This is a genomic window from Streptomyces sp. O3, from assembly GCF_054788135.1.
Map to the genome: position 1 here is coordinate 104,728 of NZ_JBTVYK010000009.1, position 13,258 is coordinate 117,985.

At 72.5% G+C, this 13,258-nt stretch carries 11 protein-coding genes; 8 read left to right on the plus strand and 3 right to left on the minus strand.

Features of this window, described 5'->3' with window-relative positions; genetic code table 11:
• Nucleotides 1–74: 74 nt before the first annotated feature.
• The 6 genes from ACX6XY_RS07380 (at nucleotide 75) to ACX6XY_RS07405 (ending at nucleotide 7,947) form a co-directional block, all read left to right on the plus strand.
• Nucleotides 75–1,673, plus strand: a complete 1,599-nt coding sequence (locus tag ACX6XY_RS07380) for an acyl-CoA carboxylase subunit beta (protein WP_460327712.1) — start codon at nucleotides 75–77, stop codon at nucleotides 1,671–1,673.
• 14 nt (nucleotides 1,674–1,687) lie between these two features.
• Nucleotides 1,688–3,673, plus strand: a complete 1,986-nt coding sequence (locus ACX6XY_RS07385; protein WP_460327715.1) for an acetyl/propionyl/methylcrotonyl-CoA carboxylase subunit alpha — start codon at nucleotides 1,688–1,690, stop codon at nucleotides 3,671–3,673.
• On the plus strand, nucleotides 3,670–4,848 hold the full coding sequence (locus tag ACX6XY_RS07390) for an acyl-CoA dehydrogenase family protein (protein ID WP_460327717.1): 1,179 nt from the start codon (nucleotides 3,670–3,672) through the stop codon (nucleotides 4,846–4,848). Before ACX6XY_RS07385 ends, ACX6XY_RS07390 begins: the two co-directional genes overlap by 4 nt.
• 164 nt (nucleotides 4,849–5,012) lie before the next feature.
• Complete coding sequence (locus ACX6XY_RS07395) at nucleotides 5,013–6,593, plus strand: 4-coumarate--CoA ligase family protein (RefSeq protein WP_460327718.1); 1,581 nt, start codon at nucleotides 5,013–5,015, stop codon at nucleotides 6,591–6,593.
• Nucleotides 6,590–7,333: an enoyl-CoA hydratase family protein gene (locus tag ACX6XY_RS07400; protein ID WP_460327720.1), complete on the plus strand. Its 744-nt coding sequence runs from the start codon at nucleotides 6,590–6,592 to the stop codon at nucleotides 7,331–7,333. Before ACX6XY_RS07395 ends, ACX6XY_RS07400 begins: the two co-directional genes overlap by 4 nt.
• Nucleotides 7,321–7,947, plus strand: coding sequence for a TetR/AcrR family transcriptional regulator (locus ACX6XY_RS07405; protein WP_460327721.1), 627 nt, complete (start codon nucleotides 7,321–7,323; stop codon nucleotides 7,945–7,947). Before ACX6XY_RS07400 ends, ACX6XY_RS07405 begins: the two co-directional genes overlap by 13 nt.
• A 24-nt stretch (nucleotides 7,948–7,971) precedes the next feature.
• Here ACX6XY_RS07405 and pdxH read toward each other — a convergent pair whose 3' ends face one another.
• On the minus strand, nucleotides 7,972–8,613 hold the full coding sequence (gene pdxH / locus ACX6XY_RS07410) for a pyridoxamine 5'-phosphate oxidase (protein ID WP_460327729.1): 642 nt from the start codon (nucleotides 8,611–8,613) through the stop codon (nucleotides 7,972–7,974).
• Nucleotides 8,614–8,824: 211 nt separating this feature from the next.
• Here pdxH and ACX6XY_RS07415 point away from each other — a divergent pair, with 211 nt between their 5' ends.
• Nucleotides 8,825–9,931 carry a citrate synthase 2 gene (locus tag ACX6XY_RS07415; RefSeq protein WP_460327722.1) on the plus strand — a complete coding sequence of 369 codons (1,107 nt, stop codon included), beginning with the start codon at nucleotides 8,825–8,827 and terminating at the stop codon, nucleotides 9,929–9,931.
• A 13-nt stretch (nucleotides 9,932–9,944) separates the two neighbouring features.
• Here the strand turns inward: ACX6XY_RS07415 and ACX6XY_RS07420 are convergent, their stop codons facing one another.
• Both ACX6XY_RS07420 and ACX6XY_RS07425 read right to left on the minus strand, forming a co-directional pair.
• The gene (locus ACX6XY_RS07420; protein WP_460327731.1) at nucleotides 9,945–10,805 is read right to left on the minus strand and encodes an alpha/beta fold hydrolase; all 861 of its coding nucleotides are present in this window, start codon (nucleotides 10,803–10,805) and stop codon (nucleotides 9,945–9,947) included.
• Between the two features lie 654 nt (nucleotides 10,806–11,459).
• Nucleotides 11,460–12,152, minus strand: a complete 693-nt coding sequence (locus ACX6XY_RS07425) for a metal-dependent transcriptional regulator (RefSeq protein ID WP_460327723.1) — start codon at nucleotides 12,150–12,152, stop codon at nucleotides 11,460–11,462.
• Between the two features lie 178 nt (nucleotides 12,153–12,330).
• Here ACX6XY_RS07425 and ACX6XY_RS07430 point away from each other — a divergent pair, with 178 nt between their 5' ends.
• Nucleotides 12,331–13,086: an SIS domain-containing protein gene (locus ACX6XY_RS07430; protein ID WP_460327724.1), complete on the plus strand. Its 756-nt coding sequence runs from the start codon at nucleotides 12,331–12,333 to the stop codon at nucleotides 13,084–13,086.
• The last annotated feature ends 172 nt before the right edge of the window (nucleotides 13,087–13,258 follow it).

Consider the following 13,258-nt stretch of genomic DNA (forward strand, 5'->3'; position numbering starts at 1 on the left):
TCTTCGCCTATGGGGGAGACGTCCGCCGCAGGCGCCCAACGCTCGCCCGCACTCACCCGCACCGGAGGTGCCAAGTGACCACTCTCCCCACCGCCGTCGACCCGACCACCCCCGACTACACCGCGAACCGCGCCGCCATGCTCGACAAGCTCGCCGAGCTGGAGGCCGAGCACGCCAAAGCCCTCGCGGGCGGCGGCGAGAAGTACGTCGACCGGCATCGCGGGCGAGGCAAACTCCTCGCCCGCGAGCGCGTCGAGCTGCTGCTCGACCCCGACACCCCGTTCCTGGAACTGTCGCCGCTCGCCGCCTGGGGCAGCGACTACCCGGTAGGCGCGTCCATGGTCTGCGGCATCGGCACCGTATCGGGCGTGGAGTGCCTGATCACCGCCAACGACCCGACCGTACGCGGCGGCGCGTCCAACCCCTGGACCCTCAAGAAGGCCTTCCGCGGCCATGAGATCGGCCACGCCAACCGCCTCCCGTCCATCCATCTCGTCGAGTCCGGCGGCGCCGACCTGCCGTCGCAGAAGGAGATCTTCATTCCGGGCGGGGCGCTGTTCAAGCACCTCACCCAGTCGTCCGCGGCCGGAATCCCCACCATCGCCGTGGTGTTCGGCAACTCCACGGCGGGCGGCGCGTACGTCCCCGGCCTCTGCGACCACGTGATCATGGTCAAGGAGCGGGCGAAGGTCTTCCTCGGCGGGCCCCCGCTGGTGAAGATGGCCACCGGCGAGGAGAGCGACGACGAGTCGCTCGGCGGCGCCGAGATGCACGCCCGCACCTCGGGGCTCGCCGACTACCTCGCCGCCGACGAACCCGACGCGCTGCGCCAGGCCCGCCGCGTCGTCGCCCGCCTCAACTGGCGCAAGGCGTACGCAGATCCCAGGCCCGCCGAGCCGCCCAAGTACGACCAGGGCGAACTGCTCGGCATCGTGCCCGGCGATCTGAAGGTCCCCTTCGACCCGCACGAGGTCATCGCCCGTATCGTCGACGGATCCGACTTCGACGCGTTCAAGCCGCTGTACGGGCCGAGCCTGGTCACCGGCTGGGCCACCCTGCACGGCTACCCGATCGGCGTGCTCGCCAACGCCCAAGGCGTCCTGTTCAGCGAGGAGTCGCAGAAGGCCGCCCAGTTCATCCAGCTCGCCAACCAGCGTGACATCCCCCTCCTCTTCCTCCACAACACCACCGGCTACATGGTCGGCAAGGAGTACGAGCAGGGCGGCATCATCAAACACGGCGCGATGATGATCAACGCGGTGTCCAACTCCACCGTCCCGCACCTGTCCGTCCTGATGGGCGCGAGCTACGGCGCCGGGCACTACGGCATGTGCGGCCGCGCCTACGACCCCCGCTTCCTGTTCGCCTGGCCCAGCGCCAAGTCCGCGGTCATGGGCCCGCAGCAGCTCGCGGGCGTCCTGTCGATCGTCGCCCGGCAGTCCGCCGCCGCCAAGGGCGAGCCGTACGACGACGAGGCGGACGCCGCGCTGCGCGCCATGGTGGAGCAGCAGATCGAGTCCGAGTCGCTGCCGATGTTCCTGTCCGGGCGGCTGTACGACGACGGCGTCATCGACCCGCGCGACACCCGCACCGTGCTCGGCCTGTGCCTGTCCGCGATCCACACGGCCCCGTACGAAGGCGCCCGCGGCGGCTTCGGCGTATTCCGGATGTGAGGACGTTCCCGACGATGATCAAGTCTGTACTCGTAGCCAACCGCGGCGAGATCGCCTGCCGGGTCTTCCGCACCTGCCGCGAACTCGGCATCGCCACCGTCGCCGTGCACTCCGACGCGGACGCCGACGCCCTGCACGTACGCGAAGCGGACACGGCCGTACGGCTGCCGGGCACCGCGCCCGCCGACACCTATCTCCGCGGCGACCTGGTGGTGAAGGCCGCGCAGGCGGCCGGGGCGGACGCTGTGCACCCCGGCTACGGATTCCTCTCCGAGAACGCGGAGTTCGCGCGCGCGGTCCTGGACGCGGGGCTCGTCTGGGTCGGGCCGCCGCCCGAGGCGATCGAGGCGATGGCGTCCAAGACCCGCGCCAAGGAGCTGATGGCCGCGGCGGGCGTGCCGCTGCTCGACCCGGTGCGGCCGGAGGCGGCCACCGCCGACGCCCTCCCGCTGCTGATCAAGGCGGCGGCGGGCGGCGGCGGGCGCGGTATGCGCGTCGTACGGGAACTGAAAGACCTGCCGGGTGAGTTGGCGGCCGCCGAGGCCGAGGCGCTGAGTGCGTTCGGGGACGGCGAGGTGTTCGTCGAGCCGTACATCGAGCGGGGCCGGCATGTCGAGGTGCAGATACTCGCCGACGGGCACGGAACGGTCTGGGCGCTCGGCACCCGCGACTGCTCGCTCCAGCGCCGCCACCAGAAGGTCATCGAGGAGGCCCCGGCGCCGGGCCTGCCCGACGAACTGAGCGCCTCGCTGCACGCCTTCGCCACGGCGGCGGCGCGGGCCGTCGGCTACCGGGGCGCCGGGACCGTCGAGTTCCTGGTCACCGGCGAAGGCCGCGCCTGCTTCCTGGAGATGAACACCCGTCTCCAGGTCGAACACCCGGTGACCGAAGAGGTCTTCGGCCTCGACCTGGTCGCACGGCAACTGCGCGTCGCGGAAGGCGGGGCGCTGGAGCCCGCCCCGCCGTCGCCGCGCGGCCACGCCGTGGAGGCCCGCCTGTACGCGGAGGACCCGGAGCGGGGGTGGGCGCCGCAGACCGGGACGCTGCACCGGATCGACGTCCCCGCGCCGCCCGGCGTCCGCCTGGACACCGGCTACCGGGACGGCGACGCGGTCGGCGTCCACTATGACGCGATGCTCGCGAAGGTCGTGGCGTGGGCCCCGACGCGCGCGGAGGCCGTCCGCAAGCTGGCCGGGGCGCTGGAACGGTCCCGTGTGCACGGCCCGGTGACCAACCGCGAGCTGCTCGTACGGTCCCTGCGGCACCCGGAGTTCGCCGCGGGCGACGTCGACACGGGCTTCTACGCACGCCACCTGGACGACCTCACCGCGTCCCCGCCGGACGGCGAAGCCGTCGCCGCCCTCGCGGCGGCCCTCGCGGACGCGGCCAGCAGGACCGCGCGGGGCGGCACCCGCGCCGGAGCCTGGCGGAACCTGCCCTCACAGCCCCAGCTCAAGGCCTACCGGGGCCGCACCGGCGACCACGAGGTGCGCTACTGGCGGACCCGCGACGGGCTCACCCCCGACGGACACCCGGACATCCGCGTACTCGACGCGACCGAGCACCGCGTCCGCCTCGAAGTCGACGGCGTACAGCACCGCTTCGAGGTCACCGCGTACGACGACGCCGCCGACGGCCACAGCCGCGAGCGCGGCCACGGACACGGCCACAGCCACGGCCGGGTGTACGTCGACACGCCCACCCGCTCCCACACCTTCACCCCCCGCCCCCGCTTCCCCGACCCCGCCACCGGGCACCAGGACCCCGGCTCCCTGCTCGCCCCCATGCCCGGCACGGTCGTGCGCGTAGCCGACGGGCTCGCCGAAGGCGACCGCGTACAGGCAGGACAGCCGCTGCTCTGGCTGGAGGCCATGAAGATGGAGCACCGCGTCACCGCTCCGGCCTCCGGCACGCTCACCGCTCTGCACGCCGAACCCGGCCGCCAGGTCGAGGTCGGCGCCCTGCTCGCCGTCGTACACGAGGAGGAACCACCCGCATGAGGAGTACCGCGCACACGAGCCCCGTCATCGAAAGCCAGGAGCACCAGGACCTGCGCGCCGCCGTCGCCGCGCTCGGCGCCCGCTACGGCCGCGCGTACCTGACCGACGTCGTACGCGACGGCGGCCACCCCCGAGAACTCTGGGCGGAGGCGGGCAAGCTCGGCTACCTGGGCGTCAACCTCCCCGAGGAATACGGCGGCGGAGGCGGCGGCATCGCCGAACTGTCCATCGTCCTGGAGGAGCTGGGAGCGGCGGGCAGCCCGCTGCTGATGATGGTGGTGTCGCCCGCCATCTGCGGCACCGTGATCGCCCGCTTCGGCACCGAAGAGCAGAAACGCCAGTGGCTGCCGGGCCTCGCGGACGGCGCCCGCACCATGGCCTTCGGCATCACCGAGCCGGACGCGGGCTCCAACTCGCACCGGATCACCACCACGGCGCGCCGCGACGGCGGCGACTGGGTGCTCACCGGCCGCAAGGTCTTCATCTCCGGTGTGGACATCGCCGACGCCACGCTCATCGTCGGCCGCACCGAGGACGCCCGCACCGGCAAGCTCAAGCCCTGCTTGTTCATCGTCCCGCGGGACGCCGAAGGGTTCCAGCGCCACCCGATCGACATGGAACTCCAGGCGGCCGAGAAGCAGTTCGAGCTGGTGCTGGACGAGGTGCGGCTGCCCTCATCGGCGCTCGTCGGCGACGAGGACGCGGGCCTGCTCCAACTGTTCGCCGGGCTCAACCCGGAACGGATCATGACGGCCGCGTTCGCGCTCGGCATGGGCCGGTACGCGGTACGCCGCGCGGTGGAGTACGCCAAGGAGCGCAGCGTCTGGAAGACGCCGATCGGGGCGCACCAGGCGATCGCCCACCCGCTGGCGCAGTGTCATATCGAGCTGGAGCTGGCCCGGTTGATGATGCAGAAGGCCGCGGCGCTGTACGACGCGGGCGACGACGCGGGCGCGGGCGAGGCGGCGAACATGGCGAAGTACGCGGCGGCGGACGCGTGCGTCAAGGCGGTGGACCAGTCGGTGCACACGCTCGGCGGCAACGGCCTCACACGGGAGTACGGCCTGGCGTCGCTGGTCCTGGCGTCACGGGTGGCGCGGATCGCGCCGGTGAGCCGCGACATGATCCTGAACTACGTGTCCCACCAGACGCTCGGGCTGCCCAAGAGTTACTAGTTCCCCTGCCCTCGACGGCCGGATGAGCTCCAATGGTGGGGGCGTCCTAGGCCCTGTCGTGAAAAAACCCCCCGCCCCCCCCCCCGGGCCACGGGGGGTGGTTTTCGACCGGGCCCAGCCCCCCCCCCCCCCCGCCCCACACCCCCCCCCCCGGAGGGCCCGCCATGGTGTTCCAGAGCGAGTTCGCAGACGTACCGCCCCTCAACGTGCCCATCCACGACGCCGTACTGGGCCGCGCCGCCGAGTACGGCGAACTCCCCGCCCTCGTCGACGGAGTGGACGGCACGACCCTCAGCTACGCCCAGCTCGACGCCCACCACCGCCGCCTCGCCGCGGCTCTCGCCGAGGCCGGGATCCGCAAGGGCGACGTCCTGGCGCTGCACAGCCCCAACAGCGTGGCCTACCCGGTCGTGTTCTACGCCGCGACCCGCGCGGGCGCGACGGTGACCACGGTCCATCCGCTCGCCACGGCCGAGGAGTTCGCCAAGCAGCTCCGCGACTCCGGTGCGATCTGGATCGTCACCGTGTCCCCGCTGCTCGGCGCGGCCCGCGCCGCCGCCGAACTCACCGGCGGCATCCGGGAGATCTTCCTCTGCGACCGCGGCGACGGCCACCGTTCAGTACCCGACCTGCTGGCCGGCACCACCGCCCCGGAACCCGCCGTCGACATCGACCCGGCCGAAGACGTCGCCGTACTGCCCTACTCGTCGGGCACCACCGGCGTTCCCAAGGGCGTGATGCTCACCCACCGCTCCATCGCCACCAACCTGGCGCAGCTCCACCCGGTCATCCCCGGCGGCCCCGACGACCGCATCCTCGCGGTCCTGCCGTTCTTCCACATCTACGGCCTGACCGCCCTGATGAACGCACCTCTGCGAGACGGCGCCCGCGTGGTCGTTCTGCCGCGCTTCGACCTCGAGACCTTCCTCGCGGCCATCGAGCAGCACCGCATCACCGGCCTGTATGTGGCGCCCCCGGTGGTGCTCGCGCTCGCCAAGCACCCGGCGGTCGAGCGGTACGACCTGTCGTCGCTGCGCTATCTGATCAGCGCGGCGGCCCCGCTGGACGGCGCGCTGGCGACGGCCTGCGCCCGGCGCATCGGCGTGCCGTTCGTCGGACAGGCGTACGGGATGACCGAGCTGTCGCCCGCCACGCACATGACGCCGCCGCACGCCGAGAGCGGCCCGCCCGGCGCCGTCGGCAAGCTCATCCCCTCGACCGAGATGCGGATCCTGTCCCTCGACGACCCGTCCCGCGACGCCGGACCCGGCGCGGACGGCGAGATCGCGATCCGCGGCCCGCAGGTGATGAAGGGCTATCTCGGCCGCCCTGACGCCACCGCCGACATGATCGACGCGGACGGCTGGGTGCACACCGGGGACATCGGACGGGTCGACGCGGACGGCTGGCTGTTCGTCGTCGACCGGGTCAAGGAGCTGATCAAGTACAAGGGGTACCAGGTCGCCCCGGCCGAACTGGAGGCACTGCTGCTCACCGACCCGCGGATCGCCGACGCGGCGGTGATCGGCGTCTACGACGCGGACGGCGCGGAGGTCCCCAAGGCGTTCGTGGTGCGCCAGCCGGGCGTCGAGCTGTCGGGCGACGAGGTCATGGCGTATGTCGCCGAGCGGGTCGCGCCGTACAAGAAGGTCCGCGCGGTGGAGTTCGTCGAGAGCGTGCCGCGGGCGGCCAGCGGGAAGATCCTGCGGCGTGAGCTGCGGGCCACAGAGAAGGAGACCGGGTGACGGACACGCTCGTCGGGCGGCGGGACGAGCGGGGGATCGCGATCCTCACGCTCGACTCGCCGCACAACCGCAACGCTCTCTCCGCGCGCCTCGTCGACCGCCTGGGTGACGCGCTGCGGGCGTGCGAGGACGATCCCGGCGTGCGGGCGGTCGTCCTCACGCACGCCGGGGGCACCTTCAGCGCGGGCGCCGATCTCAAGGAGCCGCCGAACCCGTACGCGTTCGTCAGGCTGCTGCGGCAGCTGGTCGGGCTGTCCAAGCCGGTGGTGGCGCGGGTGGCGGGCAAGGCGCGGGCGGGCGGGCTCGGGCTGCTGGGCGCGTGCGACATCGCGGTCGCGTCGGCGGGGTCCGACTTCGCGTTCACGGAGGTACGGATCGGGGTCGCGCCCGCGGTGATCTCGCTGCCGCTGCTGCCGCGGCTCGAACCCCGCGCGGCGTCCCGGTACTACCTCACCGGGGAGCGCTTCGACGCGGCCGAGGCGGCCAGGATCGGGCTGGTCACCGTGGCCGCGCCGGGAGACGTGGACGACGCGCTCGCGCCGGTCCTGGACGGGCTGCGCAGGGCCGCGCCGAGCGCCCTGGCCGCGACGAAGGAGCTGCTCGCGGCTAAGGTGCTGAGGGTCTTCGACCGGGACGAGGAACAGCTCGTCCTGGAGTCGGCGCGGCTGTTCAAGTCTCCCGACGCGCGCGAAGGCATCACCGCACTCCTCGAACGACGGGACGCGCCATGGGTGTTGTGACCCGCCCCGACAGCTCCAACCAGCCCGACCGCGCCGGTCAGCCCGAGCGGGCGCCGAAACAGGACCGCAGCCGGGTCACCCGGCAGCGGCTCCTTGAGGCCGCCGTGGCCTGCCTCGCCGAGCGTGGCTGGGCGGGCTCCACGGTCTCCGTGGTCGCCGAGCGCGCCGGTGTCTCGCGGGGCGCGGCGCAGCACCACTTCCCGACCCGCGAGGACCTGTTCACGGCGGCCGTCGAGTACGTCTCCGAGCAGCGCTCGCACGCCCTGCGCGAGCTGCCCGTACAGGACCGGACGGCGGTCGTGGCGGCCCTGGTCGAGCTCTACACGGGTCCGCTGTTCCGGGCCGCGCTGCACCTGTGGGTGGCCGCGTCCAACGAGGAGCAGCTACGCGTACGGGTGACCGAGCTGGAGGCCCGCGTCGGCCGCGAGACCCACCGCATCGCCGTGGAACTGCTGGGCGCGGACGAGTCGCGCCCCGGCGTCCGCGAGACGGTGCAGGGCCTGCTCGACATGGCCCGCGGCCTGGGGCTCGCCAACCTCCTCACCGACGACGCGGCGCGCCGCGACCGCGTGGTGGCCCAGTGGGCGGCGATCCTGGACGAGACCCTGACCTGACGCTCCGCACGCGCCCTACGGGGCTTACGGGGCCAGCCGCTCCACGGCCCACCCCGCGCCGCCCGGCGCCGGGACGTAGCGCAGCCGGTCGTGCAGCCGGTTCGAGCGGCCCTGCCAGAACTCCACCGTGCGCGGCGTCACCCGGTAGCCGCCCCAGTGCGGCGGTACCGGCACCTGCGAGCCCTCCGGATAGCGGGCCGCCAGCTCCTCGTACGAGCGGTCCAGCTCGGCACGGTCGGCGACCACGGACGACTGCGCGCTGGCCCAGGCGCCGAGCTGCGAACCGTGCGGGCGGGTGCGGAAGTACGCGGCGGTCTCGTCGCGCCCCACGCGCGCGGCCGTGCCCGTGACGACAACCTGGCGGGCCAGGGCGTGCCAGGGGAAGAGCAGCGCGACCGCCGGGTTGGCGTCGATCTCGCGGGCCTTGCGCGAGAGGTAGTTGGTGTAGAAGACGAAGCCTCGCTCGTCGTACCCCTTGAGCAGCACCGTACGGGAACTGGGGCGGCCGTCGGCGTCGGCGGTGGAGACGACCATCGCGTTGGGTTCGTAGAGCCCGATGAGCTCGGCGTCCCGTGCCGCCTGCTCGAACCAGCGGGCGAACTGCCGCATCGGGTCGGCGGCGAGCGAGGACTCCCCGAGCCCCTCCTCGCGGTAGTGCTCACGCATGCCTGCGGGGTCGACGGGGCCGTCAACAGGGCCGTCAATGGCGGGATCAGTCACGCGCTCATCTTCCCTCACACGGCGCACACACCACTCCCCGGTAGGGGCATCACATGGCACTGAGTGCCGTGCGCCCTGCCCAAAGGTGGCACTAAGAGATATCGTCCTGACTTCCCGGAGTCACCGTCTGCCCGCACAGATCATGAGGAGCCGCCTGATGTCCGACTTCGTACCCGGACTTGAAGGAGTCGTCGCGTTCGAGACGGAGATCGCCGAACCCGACAAGAAAGGCGGCGCGCTCCGCTATCGCGGCGTCGACATCGAGGACCTGGTCGGCCAGGTGTCCTTCGGCAACGTGTGGGGCCTCCTGGTCGACGGCGCGTTCAACCCCGGACTGCCGCCCGCCGAGCCTTTCCCGATCCCGGTGCACTCCGGCGACATCCGCGTGGACGTGCAGTCGGCGCTCGCCATGCTCGCCCCGGTGTGGGGTCTGAAACCGCTGCTCGACATCGACGCCGCCCAGGCGCGCGACGACCTGGCGCGGGCCGCCGTGATGGCGCTCTCCTTCGTGGCCCAGTCGGCGCGCGGGCAGGGCCTGCCGATGGTGCCGCAGCGTGAGATCGACAAGGCCGCCTCGGTGGTCGAGCGGTTTATGATCCGCTGGCGCGGCGAGCCCGACCCGAAGCACGTCAAGGCGGTCGACGCGTACTGGACGTCGGCCGCGGAACACGGCATGAACGCGTCCACCTTCACCGCTCGGGTGATCGCGTCGACCGGCGCCGACGCGGCCGCGGCGCTGTCCGGGGCCGTCGGCGCCATGTCGGGGCCGCTGCACGGCGGCGCGCCCTCGCGGGTGCTCGGCATGATCGAGGAGATCGAGCGCACCGGAGACGCCAGGGCCTACGTCAAGCGGGCGCTCGACCGGGGCGAGCGGCTGATGGGCTTCGGGCACCGCGTCTACCGCGCCGAGGACCCGCGGGCCCGCGTGCTGCGCCGTACGGCCGAGGAGCTGGGCGCGCCGCGCTTCGAGGTGGCCAGGGCGCTGGAGGAGGCCGCGCTCGACGAGCTGCACGCGCGCCGCCCGGACCGGGTGCTGGCCACCAACGTGGAGTTCTGGGCGGCGATCGTGCTGGACTTCGCCGAGGTCCCGGCGCACATGTTCACCTCGATGTTCACCTGCGCCCGTACGGCGGGCTGGAGCGCGCACATCCTGGAGCAGCACGGCACCGGCCGCCTGGTCCGCCCGTCGGCGCGCTACACGGGCCCCGGCAGCCGTAGCCCGCGCGAGATCGTCGGCTACGACGACATCACCGACAGGCTCTGACCGCCCACCCCACTCAGACAGCCAGCACGCCGTCCAGAAACGGCTGGACGGCCGTGCGCCAGCTGTCGGGCTGGTCGTAGTGGACGAGATGCCCGGCGTCCGGCACCTCCGCGTACGCGCCGCGCGGGAGGACCCGGACCATCTCCTGCGCCTCGGCGCGCCCCAGCTCGCCGTCCAGGCCGCGCACCACGAGCGCGGGGCACCGCACCTGGGCCAGCTCCTCCCAGTGCGCGTCGTACACCCAGGTGGCGCGTGAGGCGAGCATCTGGTCGCGGGAGAACACGGGGTGCCAGCCGTCCTGGTGCTCGGCCATCACCTCGGCGTAGAAGGCGCCGCGCGCCGGGTTGGGGCGCTCCACCCAGGGGTCGTCCTCGCCGAACCACTTGCGGATGTCGGCGAGGGTGGCGAACGGCACCGGCCAGGTCTTGAACCAGTCCTCCCACTCGCGCTGTGAGGCCGCGCCGAGCGCGGAGGCCCGCATATCGCAGATGATCAGTCCCCGCACCAGATCGGGGCGGCGGGCGGCGAGCTGCCAGGCGGTGAGCGCGCCCATGGAGTGTCCGATCAGCACGGCGGGGGCGAGGCCGAGCTGGACCAGCGCGGCCTCGGCGTCGTCCACATAGGCCTCGCGGCTGTACGGCCCGTCGGCCGGTTTGTCGCTCTGGCCGTGGCCGCGCTGGTCGAGTGCGACCGCGCGATGCCGCTCGGCGAGCCAGCGGGCGGTGCCCGCCCAGTGTGAGGCGCGGCCCATCAGGCCGTGCAATAACAGCACGCCGGGTGAGCGGTCGACCTCCCCGGACTTCGGCGGGTCCGCGAACTCCCAGGCCGCCAGACGCACGCCGCCGGCTCCCGTTACCTCGATGCGCCGCACCATCAGTTCTGGCACCCCCCTGACCACTGTCCTTCGTTCCCTGAACGACCCCATACGTCCCACGGTACGGGCACGTTATCGAACTCCCATTCGGGAACGCCGTTTCTTCCGGCAACACCCCTCGTTCGAGTGACCGCGCTCAAGGATTGATCGGCGCGGCCGAGGGGAGATCTTCTGCGGGAGGCGGGCCGCTCGGGGAAAACGGTCCGAGGGGAATGACCCTGGGAGCTCGGGGCTCCGGGTCAGCACAGGGGAGGGCAGGCCCCGGCGCCACAGGGCGCCGGGGCCCTCTGCGTCCCGACGGTCCGCGCAACGTCCACGGCACATCGTCCCGCCCCCTCCTCGACCGCAAGGGACCGCACTCGGGGGCGGACGTCGCCGGACGCCGCCGTCACCCGGTCAAGAGCCCTCAGGTCATATGCCTCACGCGACAGCCTGGCACGCGCAACGCCCGGCCGCTGCGGTTCTGTGCAGTAAGTCTGGGAATCGTACCGCCAAGCCACCACGAATGCCCGGAATTTGAGACCGGATCAGCCGATTCCGCACGACCGCCCCGACTCAACGCGCCCCACCCCAACCCAACGCGCCCCACACACCCGGACCCGAGCGCACAGGGACCGCGGCGAAGACCAAGAGGCCTCCGCCGGGCGGCGACCTTCAGCGCTTGGCCACGAAGACATGGGAGGCGATCTCCGCCTCCAGCTCCGCCGCCTCCCCGCTGCTGCCCACCAGCACCCCGCCCGCGGCCTGCGTCACGCTCACCACGGCGCCCGGCTGCACACCGGCCCGACGCAGCGTGTACATCAGCTGGGCGTCGGTCTGGATGGGCTCCCCGATCCGGCGCACCACGACCGTCTTGCCCTCGTCGCCCGGATCCAGGTCGGCGAGGCTGACCATGCTCTCGTCCAGGAACGGGTCCGCCTCCGCCTGCTCGCCCAGCTCCTCCAGGCCCGGAATCGGGTTGCCGTACGGCGACTCGGTGGGGTGCCGCAGCAGCTCGAGCACCCGCCGCTCCACGGCCTCGCTCATCACATGCTCCCAGCGGCAGGCCTCGGCGTGCACCTGCTCCCACTCCAGGCCGATCACGTCGACCAGCAGGCACTCGGCGAGCCGGTGCTTGCGCATCACGCGAGTGGCCAGCCGACGGCCCTCGTCGGTGAGCTCCAGGTGCCGGTCGCTCGCGATGGCGACCAGGCCGTCGCGCTCCATCCTCGCCACCGTCTGGCTGACGGTCGGCCCGCTCTGGTCGAGCCGCTCGGCGATTCGGGCGCGCATGGGGACCACACCTTCCTCCTCCAGCTCAAGGATGGTGCGGAGATACATCTCCGTCGTGTCGATCAGTCCGGACATACGTGCCCCTCGATGTGCGATCGTCGCGCTAACCCGCCTCCCCCAATTCTGACGCATACCGCTGACAACCGTGCCCCGCCAGGTGAAGCGGGCGCCCATACCCCCGTGCGGCCGTATTGACAGCCCACTGGTCCAGACCGCAACGTGATCCGCGACACCACGGAAGAGGGGCCTGGGCATGGGCGAGAGCACACTGGCGGACCAGTACCTTCAGGCCGCGATCGGCCTGCTCGAACGGGTCCGCGCGGAGGAGTCCGACGCGATCTCGGCGGCCGGGGCGCTGCTCGCCGACGCCGTCGAGGCGGGCGGGCGGCTGTTCGCCTTCGGCGCGGGGCACTCCGGGCTCGCCGCGCAGGACATCGTCTACCGCGCGGGCGGTCTGGCCCTGATGAACCTTCTCGCGGTGCCCGGCACGGTCGGCGTCGACGTCATGCCCGCGACGCTGGGCTCGGCGCTGGAACGGGTGGACGGGCTCGCGGCCGCCGTACTCGACACGAGCCCGGCGCAGCCCGGCGACGTCCTGGTGATCATCTCGCTTTCCGGGCGGAACGCGCTGCCTGTCGAGATGGCGATCAACGCGCGGGCGCTGGGTTTGAAGGTCATCGGGGTGACCTCCGTCGCGTACGCGACGGAGACCAAGTCCCGGCACGCGTCCGGGACCTTCCTCAAGGACCACTGCGACGTCGTGCTCGACAGCAAGATCGCGGTGGGCGACGCGGAGCTTACGGCGGAGGGCGTCAGCGCGCCCTTCGGTCCCGCGTCCAGCGTGGTGACCAGCGCGATCCTGCAATCCATGATGGCCGTCGCGGCCGGCGATCTCGCCGCGCGCGGGATCGATCCCCCGCTGCTGCGCTCCGGCAACGTCGACGGCGGCCACGAGTGGAACGGCCGCGTCCTCACCCAATACGGCACCCGCATCTTCTACCGCCACTAGGCGCCCCTGGTTTCACGGGGTACCCCGTGTCCCCCTCCGGGGAGGGTGTCGCCCTGCGGGCCCTGGTTTCACGGGGGTGCGCCGTGTCCCCCTCAGGGGGAGGGTGTCGCCCTGCGGGCCAAGCGAGAACGGTCACCGGGGTCGGGTGGGTTGTGCCCACCCGTTCCGCCCT

Coding starts and splice junctions, on each gene's coding strand:
- ACX6XY_RS07385 (WP_460327715.1), top strand. CDS start 1,688: ATGATCAAGTCTGTACTCGTAGCCAACCGCGGCGAGATCGCCTGCCGG.
- ACX6XY_RS07425 (WP_460327723.1), bottom strand. CDS start 12,152: ATGTCCGGACTGATCGACACGACGGAGATGTATCTCCGCACCATCCTT.
- pdxH (WP_460327729.1), bottom strand. CDS start 8,613: ATGCGTGAGCACTACCGCGAGGAGGGGCTCGGGGAGTCCTCGCTCGCC.
- ACX6XY_RS07430 (WP_460327724.1), top strand. CDS start 12,331: ATGGGCGAGAGCACACTGGCGGACCAGTACCTTCAGGCCGCGATCGGC.
- ACX6XY_RS07420 (WP_460327731.1), bottom strand. CDS start 10,805: ATGGTGCGGCGCATCGAGGTAACGGGAGCCGGCGGCGTGCGTCTGGCG.
- ACX6XY_RS07395 (WP_460327718.1), top strand. CDS start 5,013: ATGGTGTTCCAGAGCGAGTTCGCAGACGTACCGCCCCTCAACGTGCCC.
- ACX6XY_RS07390 (WP_460327717.1), top strand. CDS start 3,670: ATGAGGAGTACCGCGCACACGAGCCCCGTCATCGAAAGCCAGGAGCAC.
- ACX6XY_RS07415 (WP_460327722.1), top strand. CDS start 8,825: ATGTCCGACTTCGTACCCGGACTTGAAGGAGTCGTCGCGTTCGAGACG.
- ACX6XY_RS07405 (WP_460327721.1), top strand. CDS start 7,321: ATGGGTGTTGTGACCCGCCCCGACAGCTCCAACCAGCCCGACCGCGCC.